The organism is Streptomyces sp. MMG1533 (assembly GCF_001279775.1).
Lineage (GTDB): Bacteria > Actinomycetota > Actinomycetes > Streptomycetales > Streptomycetaceae > Streptomyces.
Genome location: NZ_LGDG01000001.1, coordinates 116,451 through 135,405, shown reverse-complemented (window position 1 = coordinate 135,405; position 18,955 = coordinate 116,451). Strand labels below are relative to the sequence as shown.

General features: G+C 70.6%; 18 protein-coding genes. 10 read left to right on the top strand and 8 right to left on the bottom strand.

Annotation, left to right across the window (positions count from 1 at the left end):
* Positions 1 to 152 precede the first annotated feature (152 nt).
* Positions 153 to 1,334 carry an ROK family transcriptional regulator gene (locus tag ADK57_RS00620; RefSeq protein ID WP_053747293.1) on the bottom strand — a complete coding sequence of 394 codons (1,182 nt, stop codon included), beginning with the start codon at positions 1,332 to 1,334 and terminating at the stop codon, positions 153 to 155.
* 237 nt (positions 1,335 to 1,571) lie between these two features.
* Between ADK57_RS00620 and ADK57_RS00615 the strand changes: the two genes are divergently transcribed.
* Entirely contained in the window at positions 1,572 to 2,129 is a 558-nt protein-coding gene (locus ADK57_RS00615) for an SDR family oxidoreductase (RefSeq protein ID WP_234389887.1), read from the top strand.
* A gap of 48 nt (positions 2,130 to 2,177) precedes the next feature.
* A complete protein-coding gene (locus tag ADK57_RS50765) occupies positions 2,178 to 2,399 on the top strand; it encodes a hypothetical protein (RefSeq protein WP_234389886.1) in 222 nt (73 codons plus the stop codon).
* A gap of 19 nt (positions 2,400 to 2,418) precedes the next feature.
* On the opposite strand, the gene ADK57_RS00610 is transcribed toward ADK57_RS50765, so the two are convergent.
* The 4 genes from ADK57_RS00610 to ADK57_RS00600 form a co-directional block, all read right to left on the bottom strand.
* Entirely contained in the window at positions 2,419 to 3,096 is a 678-nt protein-coding gene (locus ADK57_RS00610) for a GntR family transcriptional regulator (RefSeq protein ID WP_053747292.1), read from the bottom strand.
* A gap of 163 nt (positions 3,097 to 3,259) precedes the next feature.
* Positions 3,260 to 4,201 carry a beta-ketoacyl-ACP synthase III gene (locus tag ADK57_RS00605; protein WP_053747291.1) on the bottom strand — a complete coding sequence of 314 codons (942 nt, stop codon included), beginning with the start codon at positions 4,199 to 4,201 and terminating at the stop codon, positions 3,260 to 3,262.
* 149 nt (positions 4,202 to 4,350) lie between these two features.
* Positions 4,351 to 4,485, bottom strand: a complete 135-nt coding sequence (locus ADK57_RS51905; RefSeq protein WP_266450115.1) for an MFS transporter small subunit — start codon at positions 4,483 to 4,485, stop codon at positions 4,351 to 4,353.
* Positions 4,454 to 5,788 (bottom strand): OFA family MFS transporter, encoded by a 1,335-nt coding sequence (locus ADK57_RS00600; protein ID WP_053747290.1) that lies wholly within the window; start codon positions 5,786 to 5,788, stop codon positions 4,454 to 4,456. The genes ADK57_RS51905 and ADK57_RS00600 overlap by 32 nt, the downstream gene beginning before the upstream one ends.
* 225 nt (positions 5,789 to 6,013) lie before the next feature.
* On the opposite strand from ADK57_RS00600, the gene ADK57_RS00595 reads away from it, so the two are divergent.
* From ADK57_RS00595 to fdhD, 5 genes are read left to right on the top strand one after another with little or no spacing between them, the layout of a single operon-like run.
* A complete protein-coding gene (locus ADK57_RS00595; protein ID WP_053747289.1) occupies positions 6,014 to 6,985 on the top strand; it encodes a 2-dehydropantoate 2-reductase in 972 nt (323 codons plus the stop codon).
* A gap of 10 nt (positions 6,986 to 6,995) precedes the next feature.
* Positions 6,996 to 8,921, top strand: a complete 1,926-nt coding sequence (locus ADK57_RS00590) for a molybdopterin oxidoreductase family protein (protein ID WP_053747288.1) — start codon at positions 6,996 to 6,998, stop codon at positions 8,919 to 8,921.
* Between the two features lie 4 nt (positions 8,922 to 8,925).
* Positions 8,926 to 10,758, top strand: a complete 1,833-nt coding sequence (locus ADK57_RS00585; RefSeq protein ID WP_053747287.1) for an NAD(P)H-dependent oxidoreductase subunit E — start codon at positions 8,926 to 8,928, stop codon at positions 10,756 to 10,758.
* A complete protein-coding gene (locus ADK57_RS00580) occupies positions 10,755 to 11,615 on the top strand; it encodes a 2Fe-2S iron-sulfur cluster-binding protein (RefSeq protein ID WP_053747286.1) in 861 nt (286 codons plus the stop codon). The genes ADK57_RS00585 and ADK57_RS00580 overlap by 4 nt, the downstream gene beginning before the upstream one ends.
* 7 nt (positions 11,616 to 11,622) lie before the next feature.
* Complete coding sequence (gene fdhD / locus ADK57_RS00575) at positions 11,623 to 12,471, top strand: formate dehydrogenase accessory sulfurtransferase FdhD (RefSeq protein WP_053747285.1); 849 nt, start codon at positions 11,623 to 11,625, stop codon at positions 12,469 to 12,471.
* 118 nt (positions 12,472 to 12,589) lie between these two features.
* Here the strand turns inward: fdhD and ADK57_RS00570 are convergent, their stop codons facing one another.
* Both ADK57_RS00570 and ADK57_RS00565 read right to left on the bottom strand, forming a co-directional pair.
* Positions 12,590 to 13,135, bottom strand: a complete 546-nt coding sequence (locus ADK57_RS00570) for an isochorismatase family protein (protein WP_053747284.1) — start codon at positions 13,133 to 13,135, stop codon at positions 12,590 to 12,592.
* A gap of 19 nt (positions 13,136 to 13,154) precedes the next feature.
* Positions 13,155 to 13,592: a MarR family winged helix-turn-helix transcriptional regulator gene (locus ADK57_RS00565; protein WP_053747283.1), complete on the bottom strand. Its 438-nt coding sequence runs from the start codon at positions 13,590 to 13,592 to the stop codon at positions 13,155 to 13,157.
* Between the two features lie 108 nt (positions 13,593 to 13,700).
* On the opposite strand from ADK57_RS00565, the gene ADK57_RS00560 reads away from it, so the two are divergent.
* From ADK57_RS00560 to ADK57_RS00550, 3 genes are all read left to right on the top strand, one after another.
* On the top strand, positions 13,701 to 14,618 hold the full coding sequence (locus ADK57_RS00560) for a quinone oxidoreductase family protein (RefSeq protein WP_053747282.1): 918 nt from the start codon (positions 13,701 to 13,703) through the stop codon (positions 14,616 to 14,618).
* 142 nt (positions 14,619 to 14,760) lie between these two features.
* Positions 14,761 to 16,629 carry a sialidase family protein gene (locus tag ADK57_RS00555; protein WP_053747440.1) on the top strand — a complete coding sequence of 623 codons (1,869 nt, stop codon included), beginning with the start codon at positions 14,761 to 14,763 and terminating at the stop codon, positions 16,627 to 16,629.
* A gap of 11 nt (positions 16,630 to 16,640) precedes the next feature.
* On the top strand, positions 16,641 to 17,870 hold the full coding sequence (locus tag ADK57_RS00550) for a DUF4185 domain-containing protein (protein ID WP_053747281.1): 1,230 nt from the start codon (positions 16,641 to 16,643) through the stop codon (positions 17,868 to 17,870).
* Here ADK57_RS00550 and ADK57_RS00545 read toward each other — a convergent pair.
* Positions 17,806 to 18,819, bottom strand: coding sequence for a bile acid:sodium symporter family protein (locus ADK57_RS00545; RefSeq protein WP_053747280.1), 1,014 nt, complete (start codon positions 18,817 to 18,819; stop codon positions 17,806 to 17,808). The two genes, ADK57_RS00550 and ADK57_RS00545, sit on opposite strands and share 65 nt — an antisense overlap.
* Between the last annotated feature and the right edge of the window lie 136 nt (positions 18,820 to 18,955).

Here is an 18,955-nt window from a genome sequence, read left to right as displayed (position 1 = left end):
CTGGTGTGCTGTATTCGGTCGACCGCGCGTGTGCGGATGCGATATGCGGTCGACGTCGGGTCTGCTGTATGGGGTCGACGATGTACGTGCCGTATGCGGTCGACGGTGTGCCGTATGCCGTCGACAGCCGGTGTGCCGTATGAAGTCGGTGTCTACGCGGGCGAGAACAGGTGGTCGCTGATGAGGCGGGCCGCGCCGATGACTCCGGCGGTGGGGCCCAACTCCCCCAGGACGATGGGGAGGTTGCCGGTCGCGAGCGGCAACGACTGGCGGTAGACCTGGGTGCGGATCGCGGCGAGCAGGGTGTGGCCGAGGCCGGTCACCCCGCCGCCGATCACCACCAGGCCTGGATTGAAGAAGCTGACCAGGCCTGCGATGACCTGGCCGACGCGGTCGCCGCCCTCGCGGATCAGGTCGAGAGCGGTGGCGTCGCCCGCGGCGGCCGCGGCGGCGACGTCGACGGCGGTGAGGCCGCCGTTCGTCTCCAGGCGGGTCGCGAGTTCTGCCGACAGGCCCTGCTGGGCCGCGTCCACGGCGTCCCGGGCGAGGGCCGCCCCGCTGAAGTGGGCTTCCAGGCAGCCCCGGTTGCCGCAGGCGCACGGTCGTCCGTCGGGCACGGCCTGGATGTGTCCGATGTCGCCCGCGCTGCCTGTCACGCCGCGGTGGACGTCACCGCCGGCGACGATGCCGCAGCCGATGCCTGTGCCGATCTTGACGCACAGGAAGTCGCCCACGGAGCGTGCGACGCCCGCGTGCATCTCCCCCATCGCCATCAGGTTCACGTCGTTGTCGACCATGACCGGACAGCCGAGTTCCTGGCTGAGCGCCTCCCGGACGGGGAAGCCGTCCCAGCCCGGCATGATCGGCGGAGCCACCGGGACGCCCTCGGGGAAGCGGACGGGGCCGGGGACGCCGATGCCGGCGCCGTCGTACCCCTCCGCGAGTCCCGAGGCCTTCAACTTCGCTGTCATGGACAGGACTTGCTCGAAGACCGCGACCGGGCCCTCGCGGACGTCCATGGGCTGGTTGAGGTGGCCGAGGATCTCCAGTTCGGCGTTGGTGACGGCGACGTCGACCGAGGTCGCGCCGATGTCTACGCCGAGGAACCGCAGGCCCGGGGCGAGCCTGATGTTGTGGGAGCGGCGACCGCCGCGCGAGGCGGCGAGTCCGTCGGCCACGACCAGGCCGGTCTCCAGCAGCCGGTCGACCTCCACGGCCAGCTTGGACCGCGACAGATCGACCTGATCCCCCAGCTGAGCACGGGAGTTGGGACCGTCGTCCCGCAGCAGCTTGAGCAGGCGGGCCTGATGGGCATTCGCGGGTCGTGCCGTCATGCGTCTCACGAGCCCCTCCCCGCCTCAATCGGCCACCTGTTGCCGGGCTTTCGAGGGGAACGTAGCAGCGGCTGCCGAACCTGGGAAGAAGCTGTGCAGAGATTGCTGCCAACTTTCTCCACTCACAGGACAAAGACCATTGGGGGAGTTCCGGTGCCCTGGTGCCGGCCGGGCCCGCACCGCAGGATGGGCACGACACCGGGTCGGCGCGGCCCGGGGCGGGGAGAGCGGGACCCGGTGTTGCTGGTGACGGGTGCGACGGGGAACGTGGGTGCCGAACTGGTCCGTGCGCTGGCCGAGGCCGGGAAGCCGGTGCGGGCGCTGAGCCGTGCGGGCCGGGCGGACGGACTGCCGCCGGGGGCGGAGGCGGTGGCGGGCGACCTGAACGAGCCGGGGACGGTGCGAGATGCGCTGGACGGCGTGACGGCCCTGTTCCTGATGCCCGGTTACAGCGGGCAGCGGCAGGTCCTGGCGGACGCGCGGGCCGCGGGCGCCCGGCGGGTGGTCCTGCTCTCCGGCCTGTCGGCGGGCATCGGCGACACGAGCAACGCGGTCGTCGGCTATCTGACGGACGCGGAGAACGCGGTGCGTGAGTCGGGGATGGAGTGGACGTTCGTACGGCCGACGAGTTTCATGTCGAACTCACTGCAGCTCGCGGACCAGATCCGCAAGGGCGGCACGGTGCGGGTGCCGTTCCCGGACGCGTACACCACCGACATCGATCCGTACGACATCGCGCAGGTCGCCCTTCGCGCCTGCTGTCCGAGGAGTTCGCCGGCCGGGTCCTCGAAGTGACCGGCCCCGAGGCGCTGTTGCCCCGACCGGGTCCGGATCCTCGGCGAGGTGCTGGGCCGGGACCTGCACGCCGTCGGGCTCTCGCACGAGGAGGCACGCGTCGAGCTGGAGGCGGCCGGCATGCCGACGCCGTACGTCGACGCGTTCTTCGGCTTCTTCGTCGACGGCACCCTGGACGAGTCGGTGGTCCTGCCGACGGTGCGGGAGGTCACCGGCCGGGCGCCGCGTGCCTTCGCCGACTGGGCGAGGACGCACGCGGACGCCTTCTGAGGGTCAAGCCCCTTGAGGGTCAGGGTCGTTGGCGGGCGTGGTACGAGCGGCGCGTGTGCTCGGTGTGTTGCCGCATGAGATCGGTGGCGCGCTGTTCGTCACGGTCTTCGATCGCTGCGATCAGCTCCTGGTGTTCGACCCAGGACTGACTTCCTCGCTGCCGGGCGACCGGTGTGTAGTACCAGCGCACCCGCCGGTCGACCTGCGCGGCGAGCTCGGCGAGGACCGCGTTGCCCGCCAGCTCCATGATCTTCCCGTGGAAGCGGGCGTTCAGGGCGACGGCGGCGTCCACGTCGTCCGAGGCGACCGCCAGCCTGCCCTGCTTCAGGATCTCGTTCAGGGCCTCGATGCCGGCTTTGTCCGAGTTCGCGGCGGCCAACCGGGCGGCCTCGGCCTCCAACAGCGTGCGTACGGTGAGGAGTTGGTCGGCCTCCTCCTCGGTCGGCTCGTGCACGAACGCGCCCTGGGCGGGGCGCAGATCCACCCAGCCCTCGGTGTTCAGCCGCTGCAGCGCCTCGCGCACCGGCTGCCGGGAGACCCCGAGGTGGCCGGCGAGTTCGCTCTCCACGAGGTGCTGGCCGGGCTGCAGGGCGCGGGTGGTGATGAGTTCGAGCAGCGCCTCGTAGACGCGGTCCCGCAGCGGGCCGGGCCGTTCGAGCTTGGGCACTGCTCCCTGCGGCAGTCCTGTCGACAACATCGCGGTCCCCCTCCTCGGCGGGCCGTGCACAGCAGCCGTAAAAGCCGGTGTCAGCCGTAGACCAGTATCAATTGTCTTTCGTCTACAGTCTACGGTGCACAGTCGCCAGAGGAACGGCGAGTTGGCCTCGTCACACTCCGTTGTACCCGCGCGTCACGGCACGTCAGGGACAGCGGACGACCTGTCCGGCGTACGACAGGTTCCCGCCGAAGCCGAAGAGCAGCACCGGATCCCCCGTGGAGATGGCGCCCTGCTCCACCAGCTTGGAGAAGGCCAGCGGAATGCTCGCGGCGGACGTGTTACCCGATTCGGTGACATCGCGTGCGATCACGGCGTTGACCGCACCCAGTTTCTCGGCGAGGGGTTCGATGATGCGCAGGTTCGCCTGGTGCAGAACGACCGCGGCGAGGTCCGCGGGGGCGAAGCCCGCGCGCTCGCAGGCCCGGCGGGCGATGGGCGGGAGCTGCGTGGTCGCCCAGCGGTAGACGCTCTGTCCCTCCTGCGCGAACCGCGCGGGCTGCCCCTCGATCCGTACCGCGTGCCCCATCTCGGGCACCGAACCCCACAGCACCGGCCCGATACCGGGCTCCGCCTCCGCCGCCTCGACGACCGCGGCGCCCGCACCGTCGCCGACGAGCACGCAGGTGGTGCGGTCGGTCCAGTCGGTGACCTCGGACATCTTGTCGGCACCGATGACCAGGGCGCGGGTCGCGGCGCCCGCCCGGACGGTGTGGTCGGCGGTGGCGAGGGCGTGGGTGAAGCCGGCGCAGACGACGTTGACGTCCATCGCGGCCGGTGAGGGGATGCCGATCCGGGCCGCGACCCGGGCGGCCATGTTCGGCGAACGGTCGACGGCGGTCGACGTGGCCACCAGCACCAGGTCGATGTCGGCGGGTGTCAGGCCGGCCGCCGCGAGCGCCTTGGCGGCGGCATGCGCGGCCAGCTCGTCGACCGGCTCGTCGGGCCCGGCGATGCGGCGGGTGCGGATGCCCGCCCGACTCCTGATCCACTCGTCGCTGGTGTCGACCATGCCCGCCAGGTCCTCGTTGGTGAGTACCCTGGCGGGCTGGTAGTGGCCGACACCGGTGATGCGCGAGCCGTTCATGGGCGAATCCCCCTCGTTGCCTCAGGTAGCGGGATTCACCAGTCTGATCAGTGACTCGCGGGTACGACGGCAGGTGAAGCCACAGGAAACCGGAGCCCTGCTTGTCGGCTTCCGTCAGACCCTCGGACGCCCGAACACTTTCCGAACAGTCAGCCGGTGAACAGCTGGGTCGCCTTCTGTACGAGTTCGTACAGCCCGTAGGCGAGCGGTGCCCCCACCCACACCCAGGCGAAGGCGATGAGCCCTCGCCGGCTAGGCGGACTCTGACTGCTGTCGCTGGACATCGACGGCCTCCTCCCTCGGGGCGGGGATGTGGTGACGGGCATGGACGGGCCGGACGAGTTCGTTGGCGACGAAGCCGACGACGAGCAGCCCGATCATGATGACGAACGACAGACCGTACAGCGAGGCCCCGTGCTTGCCCGCCTCCTCCTGCCGGTCGGCGATCCAGTTCACGATCAGCGGCCCGAGGACACCGGCCGTGGACCAGGCGGTGAGCAGCCGTCCGTGGATCGCGCCGACCTGGTAGGTGCCGAAGAGGTCCTTGAGGTATGCGGGGATGGTCGCGAACCCGCCGCCGTAGAAGGACAGGATCACCAGCGCGCTGAGGATGAACAGCGGTTTCGACGAGTCGCCGAACAGGGCGATCAGCGCGTACATCACCGCACCCACGCCGAGGTAGACGCGGTAGATGTTCTTGCGGCCGATCAGGTCGGAGGTCGACGACCAGCCGATGCGGCCCGCCATGTTGGCCGCGGACAGCAGGGCGACGAAGCCGGCGGCGGCCGACACCGACACCGGGGTCGAGGTGCCCGCGAAGAAGTCCGTGATCATCGGGGCGGCCTTCTCCAGGATGCCGATGCCCGCGGTCACGTTCATGCAGAGTACGACCCACAGACACCAGAACTGGGGTGTGCGCACGGCCCCGCGGGCGGAGACCTGCGGTCCCGTCAGGGCACTCGGCCCGTCGGGGGCGGGCTTCTCACCGCGCGGGACCCGCACGAGCAGCACACCCAGGGTCATGAAGACTGCATACGAAAGCCCGTGTACGAGAAACGCGAGCGCGATCCCGGAGCTGTCGCTGCCGAACGACTCCAGCATCTGCGCCGACCAGGGCGAGGCGATCAGCGCGCCGCCGCCGAAACCCATGATGGCGATGCCGGTGGCCATGCCCGGCCTGTCCGGGAACCACTTGATCAGGGTCGAGACGGGCGAGATGTAGCCGATGCCGAGGCCGATCCCGCCGACGAAGCCGTAGCCGAAGACGATCAGCCAGTACTGCTCCGTGGCCGCGCCGAGCGCAGCGAGCAGGAAACCGGACGAGAAGCAGACCAGGGCGACGGTCATCGCCCAGCGCGGCCCGTTGCGCTCCACGAGGGTGCCGCCGAACGCGGCCGACAGGCCGAGCATGACGATGCCGAGCTGGAAGGGCAGCGCGCTCTGAGTGCCGCTGAGGCCGAGCGCGGACTCGAGAGGCGGCTTGAACACGCTCCAGGCGTAGGCCTGCCCGATGGAGAGGTGGACCGAGAGAGCGGCGGGCGGAACCAGCCAGCGGCTCCAACCCGGGGGTGCGACTGGGGGACTCATGATCCCGAACGGTAGGAAGAATCAGCGAAGTTGAGAAGGCGGCGCGTCGACCGTATGCGATGAACGGTATGCCGTACGCGCCGAACGGCTCCTACGACCGGTTTCTCGAAGCAGCTTCCCATGCTGCGCGAACCCTTGCTGGCGCAACCTCCATACTGTAGACAATATTTCGTCGACAGCGTTCGACAGTTCCTCGGTACCCTCGACCGAACGGAGCTCCCTCGTATGAAAGTCGCAGTACTCGGCGCCGGAGCAATCGGCGCCTACGTCGGCGCCGCGCTCCATCGTGCGGGCGCCGACGTGCACCTCGTCGCCCGTGGACCGCATCTCGCGGCCATGAGGCAGCACGGTGTGCGGGTCCTCAGCCCGCGCGGTGACTTCACCGCGCACGCACACGCCACCGACGACCCGGCCGAGGTCGGCCCGGTCGACTTCGTCTTCCTGGGCCTGAAGGCCAACTCGTACGCGGCGTGCGGGCCGCTGATCGAGCCTCTCCTGCACGACTCCACGGCGGTCGTGGCCGCCCAGAACGGCATCCCCTGGTGGTATTTCCACCGGCACGGCGGCCCGCACGACGGCCATCGCGTCGAGAGCGTGGACCCGGACGGCGCGGTCAGTGCGGTGCTCGCACCCGAACGGGCCGTCGGCTGCGTGGTCTACGCGGCCACCGAGCTCGAAGGGCCGGGCGTCGTACGGCACTTGGAAGGAACCCGGTTCTCCGTCGGGGAGCCCGACCGCAGCGTCTCGGCACGCTGTACGGCGTTCAGCGAGGCGATGCAGGCCGGCGGGCTGAAGTGCCCGATCGAGCCCGACCTGCGCAACGACATCTGGCTCAAACTGCTCGGCAACATCTCCTTCAACCCGATCAGCGCGCTGGCCCGCGCCACCATGCGGCAGATGTGCCTGCACGGCGGCACCCGCAAAGTCATCGAGATCATGATGACCGAGACGCTCGCCGTCGCCGAAGCCCTCGGCTGCAAGGTCGGTGTCTCCATCGAGCGCCGCCTCGCGGGCGCCGAACGGGTCGGCGACCATCGCACCTCCACGCTCCAGGACCTGGAACGCGGCAAGCCGCTCGAACTCGACGTCCTGCTCGCGGCCGTCGTGGAGCTGGCGGAGATCACCGGCGTCGAGGTGCCCACCCTGCGCACCGTGCATGCCATCTCGGACCTGCTCGCGCTGAGGAGCGCCGCATGAGGAGCACCGCATGAGGAAACGCGATCGAACCCCGAAGACCTACACCCGGCTCACTCGTCCACTGGTCCGGGACTCCCGCGACGAACCGTTCCGGCAGGCCGGCTGGGAGGAGGCGCTGGACCGTGCCGCCCACGGTCTCGCTCGGGCACGCGGCGCGTTCGGCATGTTCTCCTGCGCCCGGGCGACCAACGAGATGAACTACGTGGCGCAGAAGTTCGCCCGCGTCGTCATGGGCACCAACAATGTCGACTCCTGCAACCGGACGTGTCACGCCCCCAGCGTCGCCGGCCTGTCGGCGGCGTTCGGCTCGGGCGGCGGGACGTCGTCGTACGAGGAGATCGAGCACACCGACGTCATCGTGATGTGGGGTTCCAATGCCCGCTTCGCGCACCCGATCTTCTTCCAGCACGTACTCAAGGGCATACACAACGGTGCTCGACTGTATGCAGTCGACCCGCGACGGACGTCCACCGCCGAGTGGGCGGAGAGCTGGCTCGGTCTCAACGTCGGCACCGACATCCCGATGGCACACGCGATCGGCCGCGAGATCATCCACGCCGGCCTGGCCAACGAGGCGTTCATAGCGCGGGCGACCAGCGGCTACGAGGAGTACAAGCAGCTCGTCGAACCATGGACGCCGTCCCTCGCCGAGAAGGTGACGGGCGTACCGGCCGCCGCCATAAGGGAGTTGGCGCACGCCTACGCCCGCGCCGAACGCGCCCAGCTGTGCTGGACCCTCGGCATCACCGAGCACCACAACGGCACCGACAACGTGCGGGCGTTGATCAACCTGTCGATACTCACCGGCCACGTCGGCCGCTACGGCTCCGGCCTGCAACCCCTGCGCGGCCAGAACAACGTGCAGGGCGGCGGCGACATGGGTGCCATCCCCAACCGGCTGCCCGGCTTCCAGGACATCCTCGACCGCGAGTCGCGGCTGAAGTTCGAGTCGGCCTGGGACACGGTCATCCAGCCGCACTACGGGATGAACCTGACCGAGATGTTCGAGGCGATGGAGGAGGGCACGCTCAAGGCGGTCTACTGCATCGGTGAGAACCCGGCGCAGTCGGAGGCGGACAGCGAACAGGCCGTACGGCGCCTGAAGGCCCTCGACTTCCTCGTGGTGCAGGACATCTTCCTGACGAAGACGGCCGAGTTGGCGGACGTCGTCCTGCCCGCCACGGCCGGCTGGGCGGAGACCGAGGGGACAACCACCAACAGTGAGCGGCGAGTTCAGCGCGTACGCCGGGCTGTGACACCGCCCGGCGAGGCCCGCGAGGACATCGACATCATCTGCGACCTGGCGGCGCGGCTCGGCCACGACTGGAAGTACGCCGACTCCGAGTCGGTCTGGAACGAGCTCAGGTCGGTCTCGCCGGACCACTACGGGATGACGTACGAGCGCCTGGAGGAACACCAGGGCATCCAGTGGCCCTGCCCCGACCCCGACCGGCTCGAACCGACGTACCTGCACGGCCGGTTGTGGGAGAAGGACCCCTCCAGGCGCGGCAGGCCTGCTCCCTTCGGGCTCGTCCAGCACGATCCGCCGGTCGATCTCACCGACGAGGAGTATCCGATCCGGCTGACGACCGGCCGACGCCTCGACTCCTACAACACCGGTGTGCAGAGCGGGAGTTTCGCGTCCCCGCTGCGGCGTGGCGAGTTCATCGAGCTGTGCCCGGAGGACGCCGAGCGGTACGGGGTCGTGGTCGGCGAGGAGGTGCAGGTCGCCTCGCGGCGCGGGTCGGTGGTCGCGCCCGTGTGGATCGACACCGCCCTCAGGCCCGGGCTGGCCTTCATGACCATGCATTTTCCCGACGAGGTGGACACCAACCAGCTGACGATCGAGGCGAATTGCCCGATCGCGGGGACGGCGGAGTTCAAGGCGTCGGCGATCCGCATCGAGAAGCTTCCGGTCGTGACCTACGTGAGGTGATGCAGTGGACCTGCACTTCGGTGACAGCAAGCCGACGGACGAGGAGCGGGCGGCGGTCGACACGCTGCTCGGTCCTCCGGAGTCCTCGTGGGAGGGGGCGGCCCGCGATGAGATGACGGCCGCGGACCTGAGGTGGGCCCGTGGCGGGCGCGCGGCCCGGGACCGCCGCGACCTGCTGTTGCCGGGGCTGCACGCGATCAACGACCGGGTCGGCTGGATCAGCGAGGGCGCCCTCGACTACCTGTGCCGCAGGCTGACCGTGCCGCCGGCGGAGGCGTACGGGGTCGCCACCTTCTACGCGATGTTCTCGGTCAAGCCGCGTCCCGCGACCGTGCTGCACGTGTGCACGGACCTGGCGTGCGCGGCCGCCGGTGCGTCCGAGCTGTGCACCGGGGTCGAGTCCCGGCTGGGCCTCGGCAGCGGTGTGTCCGTCGAGCGCAGCCCTTGCCTGGGTCTGTGCGAGCGGGCCCCGGCCGCGCTCGCGATCAAGGCGGGGGATCCGGTGCGTACGGCGGTGTCGGCGCCGACGACGGTCGAAGCCGCCGTGCTCGCCGCGAGCGCGCCGGACTCGGTGCCGGAGGAGCCGCCTGCGGCGGTGGCGGTGCCCCAGGCGGGGGATCCGTCGCTGACCCTGCTGCGCCGCGTCGGCGTCGCGGACCCGGCGAGCCTGGACGACTACCGTGCGCACGGCGGCTACACCGCCCTGCGCCGGGCCTTCGACCTCGGTCCCGCCGGGGTCATCCGCGAAGTCACCGACTCCGGGCTGGTCGGGCGTGGCGGCGCCGCCTTCCCCACCGGCCGCAAGTGGCAGGCCACGGCGTCCCAGCCCGACCATCCGCACTACCTGGTGTGCAACGCGGACGAGTCCGAGCCGGGCACCTTCAAGGACCGCGTGATCATGGAGGGCGACCCGTACGCGCTGGTGGAGGCGATGACCATCGCGGCGTACGCGACCGGCGCGCACCAGGGCCACCTGTATCTGCGCGGAGAGTATCCGCGGGCAATACACCGTATGCAATATGCCGTCGACCAGGCGCGCGCCCGTGGCCTGCTCGGCGACGACGTCCTCGGCCAGGGCTACGCCTTCGACATCGAGATCCGGCGGGGTGCGGGGGCGTACATCTGCGGCGAGGAGACGGCCCTGTTCAACTCCATCGAGGGCTACCGGGGCGAGCCGCGCTCGAAGCCGCCCTTCCCCGTGGAGAAGGGCCTGTTCGGCAAACCCACGGTCGAGAACAACGTGGAGACGCTGGTCAACGTGCTGCCGATCCTGACCATGGGCGCCCCGGCGTACGCGGCGATCGGGACGCAGAGGTCCACCGGACCCAAACTGTTCTGTGTGTCGGGCAGCGTGGAGCGGCCAGGCATCTACGAGCTGCCGTTCGGCGCGACACTGGGCGAACTGCTGGAACTGGCCGGCGTGCGCGAGGGGCTTCGGGCGGTCCTGCTCGGCGGGGCGGCCGGCGGCTTCGTACGGCCCGACGAACAAGACATCCCGCTCACCTTCGAAGGCACGCGGGAAGCGGGCACCACGCTCGGTTCGGGCGTCGTGATGGCTTTCGACGACACGGTTCCGCTCCCCCGACTCCTCCTGCGCATCGCCGAGTTCTTCCGCGACGAGTCGTGCGGGCAGTGCGTGCCGTGCCGGGTCGGGACCGTCCGCCAGGAGGAGGCCCTGCACCGGATCGTGGAGCGCACGGGCGCGGCGGCGGCCGATGACGTCGCCCTGCTCAGGGAGGTCGGCCGCGCCATGCGGGACGCCTCCATCTGCGGTCTGGGGCAGACCGCGTGGAACGCCGTGGAATCCGCCATCGACCGCCTGGGGGCGTACGAATGACCGTGACACCGCTGGGGATCCCCCGCCGCCTGCTGGAGTTCACCATCGACGGCGAGGAAGCCAGGGTCCCCGAGGGCTCGACCATCCTCGACGCCTGCCGGGCGGCCGGGAAGGACATCCCGACCCTCTGCGAGGGCGACACCCTCACCCCAAAGAACGCCTGCCGGGTCTGTGTCGTCGAGGTCGAGGGCTCCCGCACCCTGGTTCCGGCCTGTTCCCGCAAGGCCGAGCCCGGCATGGAGGTGAAGACCGACACCGAGCGGGCCCGGCACAGCCGCAAGATCGTCCTCGAACTGCTCGCCTCCTCGGTCGACATGTCGACGACTCCGAAAGTCGCTCAGTGGATCAAGGAGTACGAGGCGAAGCCGGACCGTTTCGGCCCGGACGCGGCCAGGCTGGGCGAGGAACCGAAGATCGACAACGATCTGTATGTGCGCGACTACGACAAGTGCATCCTCTGCTACAAGTGCGTGGACGCCTGCGGCGACCAGTGGCAGAACACCTTCGCCATCTCCGTCACCGGGCGCGGCTTCGGCGCCCGGATCGCGGTGGAGCACGACGCGCCCCTCACGGACTCGGCGTGCGTGTACTGCGGGAACTGCATCGAGGTGTGCCCCACCGGGGCCCTGTCCTTCAAGTCGGAGTTCGACATGCGGGCGGCGGGTACCTGGGACGAGTCGGCGCAGTCGGAGACGACCACGGTGTGCGCATACTGCGGAGTGGGCTGCAACCTCACGCTCCACGTGCAGGACAATGAGATCGTGAAGGTCACCTCGCCGCACGACAACCCGGTGACCCACGGCAACCTCTGCATCAAGGGCCGTTTCGGCTACCAGCACGTACAGAACCGGGGCTGATCAGGACATGGGACGAGTCACGGAACGACGCAAGGTGATCCGCATCCGGGACGGATCGGTCTCCAGCCGCCCGGACACGCTCGTCGCCGAGGAACCGCTGGAGATCCGGCTGAACGGCAAACCGCTCGCGATCACCATGCGCACACCGGGCGACGACTTCGCGCTCGCCGCCGGTTTTCTGGTGAGCGAGGGTGTACTGGCTGCCGCATCCGATCTGCTGAATATCGTCTACTGCGCGGGGGCGACCGTAGACGGCTCGAACACCTACAACGTGGTGGACGTCAGGACCGCGCCGGGCGTGACGATGCCCGACATCACGCTCGAGCGGAACGTGTACACGACCTCGTCCTGCGGCCTGTGCGGCAAGGCGAGTCTCGACGCCGTCCGTACGACCGCCCGCTGGCCCATCTCCGACACTCCCCCGGTCCGAGTCGACCCCGAGCTGCTCGCGAGCCTCCCCGACCGGCTGCGCTCGGCACAGCGGGTCTTCGACCGGACCGGGGGCCTGCACGCGGCGGCCCTGTTCTCCGAGGACGGCGAACTGCTCGACATACGGGAGGACGTGGGCCGACACAACGCCGTCGACAAACTGGTCGGCCGCGCCCTGCAGAACGGGGACCTGCCCCTGTCCCGAACGATCCTCCTCGTCTCGGGCCGGGCCTCCTTCGAGCTGGCGCAGAAGGCCGTGATGGCGGGCATCCCGCTCCTCGCGGCGGTCTCGGCGCCCTCGTCGCTGGCGGTGGACCTGGCGGCGGAGGCCGGGCTGACGCTGGTGGGTTTCCTGCGGGGCAGTTCCATGAACGTGTACGCGGGCGAGGACCGCATCGCCCTGCGGGCCGCGGCCGCCCAGGGCTGACCGGCTCCCCGCGACACGGCGGCGGGGCCCCGACCGGCGGGGAGCGCCCCCTGCGCCGCAGGGGCCCCGCCTCAGCCCGCCGCGGTCCTGGACGGCGGAGCGGTACTGGCCTGAGGGCTCAGTCCGTCGTGAAGCGCACCTGCGCCGCGGTCACCACGGTACCCAGCCGGGGGAAGTCCAGCCGTACGGACGCCTCGTGCTCGGCCGCCGTGAACGCGGCCATGGCGTCCTCGACGAAGACGAGGTCGTAACCGAGGTCGCCGGCCGCCCGCGCGGTGGACTCGACGCCGAGGTTGGTGGCGATCCCGCCGAACACGAGCGTGGTGACGCCGTGTTGGCGCAGTCGCTCGTCGAGGCCGGTGGCCTGGAACGCGCCGATCGTCCGCTTCACGATCTCGACGTCACCGTCCTGGAGCAGACCGGCCACCAACCCGCTGCCGGGCGGCTGCTCGGGGACGCCCGGGCGTTCGACGCGGACGAGGACGACGAGCGCGCCGGCCGATCGGAATCGGGACGCCAACTCCTCTGCCGTGACGAGGACTTCGGTGCCCTTGCGAGGTTCCAGGGACAGCGCGACGATCCGGTCCATCAGGTCGACGAGCACGAGGGCGGTGCGGGCGGGGTCGAGCGCGGGCCCGGATTCGGCGGTATGTGGTGCGGTCATGACGGAACGTTATCCGCCGTCAGCCGTCCGTACCGGAAATCCGGATCAACAGGCCCATGAACTGGTCGCGTTCGGCCGCCGAGAGCGGGGCGAGAAGCTCGTCGTTGGCCCTGCGAGCCACCTTCTCGCAGCGTTTCAGAAGGCGTTCACCGTCGCCCGTGAGGGAGACCGCGTTCTTGCGACGGTCGCTCGGATCCGGTTCGCGCACGACGAGGCCCGCGGACTGCAGGTCGTTGAGGATGCCGACGAGGTCCTTCGGGTCGAGGCCGACACTGCGGCCGAGGGCGGCCTGGGCGACGGGGGCGAGGTCGCGAACGGCGGAGAGCACCACGTGGTGCCACATCTTCATGCCCTCACCGGCCAGCGCCTCGGCCACCAGGGCGCGACCTCGGGCGGCGGCGCGACCGAGGAGCCAGCTGGGCAGGGATCGGATCGCGGGGAGGGGTGCTTCGGCCATGGCCGAAGCCTAGCGAAAAAGTCGTTGGACCTCCCCACGACTCCCGTAATACCGTTGGCGAACCCAACGTTGGGTTCACCAATGAATGACTTGTTGGAGGCATGGTCGATGCGTCGCGTCCGATACGACTCCCCCGGCGGCCCTCTGTTCCTCGAAGAGGCCCCCGTCCCCGAGCCGGGCCCCGGCGAACTCCTCGTGCGCTGCGAGGCCGTCGGCGTCACCCTCCCCGTCGTCCGCAAGGTCACCGAGGCCGCCGAGCCGGTCCCGCTGGGCGGCGAGATCGCCGGAGAGGTCGTGGCCGTAGGGACCGACGTCACCCGCTTCCGGACGGGCGACCGGGTGACGGGACTGTGTTTCACCCACGGCTACGCCGACTACGCGCCCCTGAACTCGGACATGGCATCCCCCGTGCCCGACTACGCCTCCGCCGTCGACGCGGTCACGCTGGTCCGCAGCGGCCTGGTCGCACTCGGCGCCCTGGCGGCCGCGCAACCCGAGCCGGGAGAGACGGCCCTGGTCACGGCCGCGGCGAGCGGCGTCGGCCAGCTGGCGGTCCAGCTCGCGAGAGCGCGCGGCGCGGCCCGGGTCGTGGGCGCCGTCTCCGACCCGGCGAAGGCCGACTTCGTACGGTCCCTGGGCGCCGACGCTGTCGTGGTCTACGGCGACGACGGCTGGGGCGAGCCCGTCGACTACGTCCTCGACGCGGTCGGCGGCGACCTGCTCGCCCCGGCGCTCGCCGCGCTCACGCCCGGCGGGCGGCTCGTGGCGTACAGCTCGGGCGGCGGGACGATCCGGGCGTACGACCTCCTCGTGGGCGCCAAGTCCGTGATCGGGTTCCAGATGGCGCGGATCGCCCGCACCCGGCCCGAGCTGTGCGAGCGATGGCGGCAGGAGCTGTGGCGGATGTTCGCGGACGGCACGCTGAAGCCCGCCGTGCACGGGGTGTTCGCGCTGGAGGAGGCGGCAGAGGCACACGAGGTGATCGAGTCACGGAGCAACCTCGGGAAGGTACTGCTGCGCCCCTGACCGCCCAGCCCATCGGCGCCCCGCTCGCTCCGACGGCTCGTCACCACCCGTACGGAGCAGCGACCCGCCCCGGCTGGCATATCTGACGTTTCGTCAGATCTAGGGTGTTCGGATGTTCAGACAGGAAAGGGCCGGTCGTCCCCTGCCGGCACGCCTTCGCGCACATCCGGGATCCACCACTTTGACAGCGGTGATCGCGACGGCGGCCCTGATCGCGTCGCCCACCCCCGTCCACGCCCAATCACGCGCCGCCGCACCGGAGTTCGAGCAGCAGGTGCTCTTCAAGGCCTCGCAGGACTCCGGGTACGCCTGTTTCCGCATCCCGGCGATCGTGCGGACCGCCGGCGGCACGCTGCTCGCGTTCGCCGAGGGCCGGGTCCTCAACTGCGGTGACGCCGCCGACATCGACGTCGTGCTGAAGCGCTCCACCGACGGCGGCCGCACCTGGGGCCCGCTCCAGGTCGTCAACGAGGGCGATGGCGACACCCACGGCAACCCGGCCCCGATCGTGGACCGGAACACCGGCCGCGTGCTGCTCGCCGAGACGTACAACACCGGCCGGACGGACAGCGGCGGCTGCTCCGCGCCCTGCGACCGGACCCCCCATCTGCAGTACAGCGACGACGACGGCCTGACCTGGTCGACACCGCGCGACCTGAGCGCCGAGATCCTGCCCGCACACTGGAACTCCTGGTACGCCACCGGCCCCGTGCACGGCATCCAGCTCACCCGCGGCGCGCACGCCGGCCGACTGGTCTTCGGCGTCAACACCGAGACGTGGAACGGCGCTCGGGTCACCACCAACCACGCGGCGCTCATCGTCAGCGACGACGGCGGCGAGCACTGGAAGGTGGGTGCCACCGACTCCTGGCCGAGCGCCGAGAACGGCACCGTCCGGCAGAGGCCGTCCGAACTGACCCTCACCGAACGCACCGACGGCGCGGTCCTGGTCAGCGGCCGCGAACAGGGCGGCACCGACATCGGCCACCGCGCCCAGGCCGTCAGCCTCGACGGTGGCACCAGCTTCACCGCCCCCTTCCACGGCCTCCCGGACCTCTACGCACCCCAGGTCCAGTGCGCGACACTTCCCTTCGGCGACCGCCTCCTGCTGTCCTGCCCCGGCGACCCCGACCGCCGCCGGACCATGATGATCCGCTCCTCGTACGACGGTGGCGCCACCTGGGACAGTGTCGACCGGGGCACGGTCGTCACCACGGACTGGTCCGGCTACTCCGACCTGGCACCGGTCGACGACGACACGGTGGGCCTGCTGTACGAGGGCGGCGCCGTCGACGCCCGCGACGAGATCCGCTTCGCCCGCTTCACCGAGGACTGGCTGCAAGCGCGCCGCGGTCCTGATCCGACCACCGCGGACCTGGCCCCGGGCGCCCGGAACGCGACCGTGCTCGGTGGCCCCCTGGTGACGGACGGTGTGTCCGGCGGGGCGCTGGAGTTCGACGGCGCCGATGACGCCGTACGCCTGCCCTACCGTGAGCAACTGGCCCTGGACACAAAGGAGTTCACGGCGTCACTCCGATTCCGCTACACCGCCACGACCGGGGAGCAGCCGCTGCTGTGGATGGGCGGGGTCGGCAACAGCCAGCCGCAGGTCTGGCTGCGCGGCGAGCCGGCGGGCAACCGGGTGCGCGGCCGGATCACCGTGCGGGACGGTGCGAGGACCGTGCGTACGGCGTCCGTCACCACCACCGGCGCCTACAACGACGGCCGGTGGCACCGCCTGGCGCTGCGCCGCGGCGGCGGCCGACTGACGCTGTTCATCGACGGTACGGCCATCGGCGCCGCGGATGTGGCGGGGTCGGTCAGCCGCAATGGGCCGTTCGGCGTGCACATCGGGCAGCGCATGGACAGCCGGGCCTTCTTCACCGGCGCGATCGACGACGTCCACGTCTGGGACCGAGCGCTCACCGACGAGGAGATCGAGGCCGGGAGCGCACCTGTGGGGAACACCGTCCTGTGGCTCCCCATGGACCACGTGAGCGACAACCGCTAACGTCGCGGAGCGTGCCCGAGGACGTACGAGCACGCCAGCGGACGGGAGTCGGGGTCGGCCTGCTGATGGCCCTGGTTCTCGCGGCGGTGCTGCTCAGCGCGCTGCCCGACGACGACAATCGACAGAATCCGGGAGACTGTATACCGCATACCGTCGGCTCGTGGTCGACGAACGACCGTCTCACCGCGGAGTTCGCCCGCTACGGCGACGACGCCACCCGCACCGACGACTGGACCGGCGGCGACGGCACGCACTCGGTGCGGCTGCCGGACGGACGGCTGCTGTGGCTGTTCTCCGACACCTACCTCGGCCAGGTGCACGGCCCGCCCAACCCGGTCGGCGAGTCCTACGCCTGGCGGGACGGGACGGCGCCCCTGGTGCGCAACTCCGCCGTGCTGATGGACGACGGGCGACTCACGGCCACGCTGCCCGCGCCGCTCTTCCCCGACCCGGGCCCGAACCAGTGGCGTTGGCCGGTCGCGGCCCGCGTCGAGCCCCGCTCCCCCGGCTCCTCCGAACAGGTGCTGCGGGTGCTGCTGTGGGTGCGGACGGCCGGGCCGGCGCCGTGGATCTACGGGGTGCCCACCGCCACCGAGGTCGCCACGCTGTCCCTGCCCGACCTGCGGGTCGAGTCGGTCGTCAAGGTGCTCGACCAGCAGCTCGTCCAGGATCCGTCCCGGCGGGTGCTGTTCGGCACCACGCTGGTCGAGAAGGGCGGGTGGACGTACGTGTTCGGCGGCGACGACGGGCAGGCCGCGTCCCGGCCCGCCTCGCAGGCATACGTGGCGCGGGTGCCCGAGGGCGGGCTCGGGGACCCCGCCGCCTGGGAGTACTGGGACGGCTCCGCCTGGGCGGCGCGCGCCCGACCGGGGGCCGTGCTCGGGGACGGGCGGCGCTCCGGGGTGGGCAGCGCGTTCTCGGTGGTGCGGGTGGGTGGGACGTACATGCTGTTCACGATGGCGGCGGGGGCCCGGGGGCTGACCACGGTGACCTCGTACTGGGCCTGCTCGCCCACCGGGCCCTGGTACGGCCCGGCGAAGGACTTCACGCCGTCGCTGCCGCCGGGCCAGGTCGCCGCCTACAACCCCCAGGTGCACCCCGAACTCAGCGAAGACGGAAGGCTGGTGCTGAGCTACGACGTCAACTGGCTGGAAGCGACGGGCGCGGCGGCGCAGCTCAACCGGAACGTGTCCCTGTACCGACCGCGGTTCGTGACCCTGCGGCCGGCGTCGACGCGGTGACCTCCTCCTGAGGGTCGTGCGAGCGGCGCTTGGCGATCACCGCGCACACCATCAGCTGCATCTGGTGGAAGAGCATCAGCGGCAGCACGGCCAGCGAGGCGTGTGCGCCGAACAGGACGCTCGCCATGGGCAGCCCGGAGGCGAGGGACTTCTTCGAGCCGGCGAACTGGATCGCGATCCGGTCCTCGCGGTTGAAGCGGAGCGCCTTGCTGCCGTACCAGGTCAGGGCCAGCATCACGGCGAGGATCACGGCCTCGACGATCATCAGGCCGCCCAGCCGGACGGGGCTCACCTGGTGCCAGATGCCCTGGACCATGCCCTCGCTGAACGCCGTGTAGACGACGAGGAGGATCGAGCCGCGGTCGACCAGACCGAGGACCTTCTTGTGCCGGGCGACGAAGCCGCCGATCCAGCGGCGCAGCAGTTGCCCGGCGAGGAACGGCACCAGCAGCTGGAGCACGATCTCCAGCAGCGAGTCGGCGGAGAACCCGCCGGCGCTGCTGCCGAGCAGGGCGGCCGCCAGCAGCGGGGTGATGACGATGCCCACCAGGGAGGAGAACGAGCCGGCGCAGATCGCGGCGGGAACGTTTCCGCGGGCCATCGAGGTGAAGGCGATCGACGACTGGATGGTCGACGGGACGAGCGTGAGGAAGAGCAGACCCTGGTAGAGCGGGTCGGTCAGGAAGACGGGGACCAGTCCGCGGGCGGCGAGACCGAGCAGCGGGAACACGAGGAAGGTGCAGGCCAGGACGGTGACGTGGAGTCGCCAGTGCTTGAGCCCGTCCAGCGCCTCACGGGTGGACAGGCGGGCGCCGTAGAGGAAGAAGAGGAAGGCGATCGCGCCCGTGGAGGCTCCGGAGGCCACGTCGGCCGCCGTCCCGCGCGCCGGGAGGAGAGCCGCGAGGCCCACCGTCCCGAGCAGCAGCAGGATGTACGGGTCGATCGGCATCCAACTCGGCCATCGCAGGCGTTTCACGGTGCTCCACATACTCGGTGCTGTCGGCGGTACGGGGTCACGGGTCCCCGCTCCATCCTGCTCCCTCACCCGGCGATCGGGAATCCGGCATACCGCACTCACTGTCATC

What these genes read in the sequence shown, in the direction of transcription:
- ADK57_RS00620 (WP_053747293.1), bottom strand. Translation starts at nt 1,334, where the DNA reads ATGACGGCACGACCCGCGAATGCCCATCAGGCCCGCCTGCTCAAGCTG.
- ADK57_RS00545 (WP_053747280.1), bottom strand. Translation starts at nt 18,819, where the DNA reads ATGCCGATCGACCCGTACATCCTGCTGCTGCTCGGGACGGTGGGCCTC.
- ADK57_RS00580 (WP_053747286.1), top strand. Translation starts at nt 10,755, where the DNA reads ATGACCGTGACACCGCTGGGGATCCCCCGCCGCCTGCTGGAGTTCACC.
- fdhD (WP_053747285.1), top strand. Translation starts at nt 11,623, where the DNA reads ATGGGACGAGTCACGGAACGACGCAAGGTGATCCGCATCCGGGACGGA.
- ADK57_RS00565 (WP_053747283.1), bottom strand. Translation starts at nt 13,592, where the DNA reads ATGGCCGAAGCACCCCTCCCCGCGATCCGATCCCTGCCCAGCTGGCTC.
- ADK57_RS00570 (WP_053747284.1), bottom strand. Translation starts at nt 13,135, where the DNA reads ATGACCGCACCACATACCGCCGAATCCGGGCCCGCGCTCGACCCCGCC.
- ADK57_RS00610 (WP_053747292.1), bottom strand. Translation starts at nt 3,096, where the DNA reads ATGTTGTCGACAGGACTGCCGCAGGGAGCAGTGCCCAAGCTCGAACGG.
- ADK57_RS00590 (WP_053747288.1), top strand. Translation starts at nt 6,996, where the DNA reads ATGAGGAAACGCGATCGAACCCCGAAGACCTACACCCGGCTCACTCGT.
- ADK57_RS00600 (WP_053747290.1), bottom strand. Translation starts at nt 5,788, where the DNA reads ATGAGTCCCCCAGTCGCACCCCCGGGTTGGAGCCGCTGGCTGGTTCCG.
- ADK57_RS00560 (WP_053747282.1), top strand. Translation starts at nt 13,701, where the DNA reads ATGCGTCGCGTCCGATACGACTCCCCCGGCGGCCCTCTGTTCCTCGAA.
- ADK57_RS00595 (WP_053747289.1), top strand. Translation starts at nt 6,014, where the DNA reads ATGAAAGTCGCAGTACTCGGCGCCGGAGCAATCGGCGCCTACGTCGGC.
- ADK57_RS51905 (WP_266450115.1), bottom strand. Translation starts at nt 4,485, where the DNA reads ATGTCCAGCGACAGCAGTCAGAGTCCGCCTAGCCGGCGAGGGCTCATC.
- ADK57_RS00605 (WP_053747291.1), bottom strand. Translation starts at nt 4,201, where the DNA reads ATGAACGGCTCGCGCATCACCGGTGTCGGCCACTACCAGCCCGCCAGG.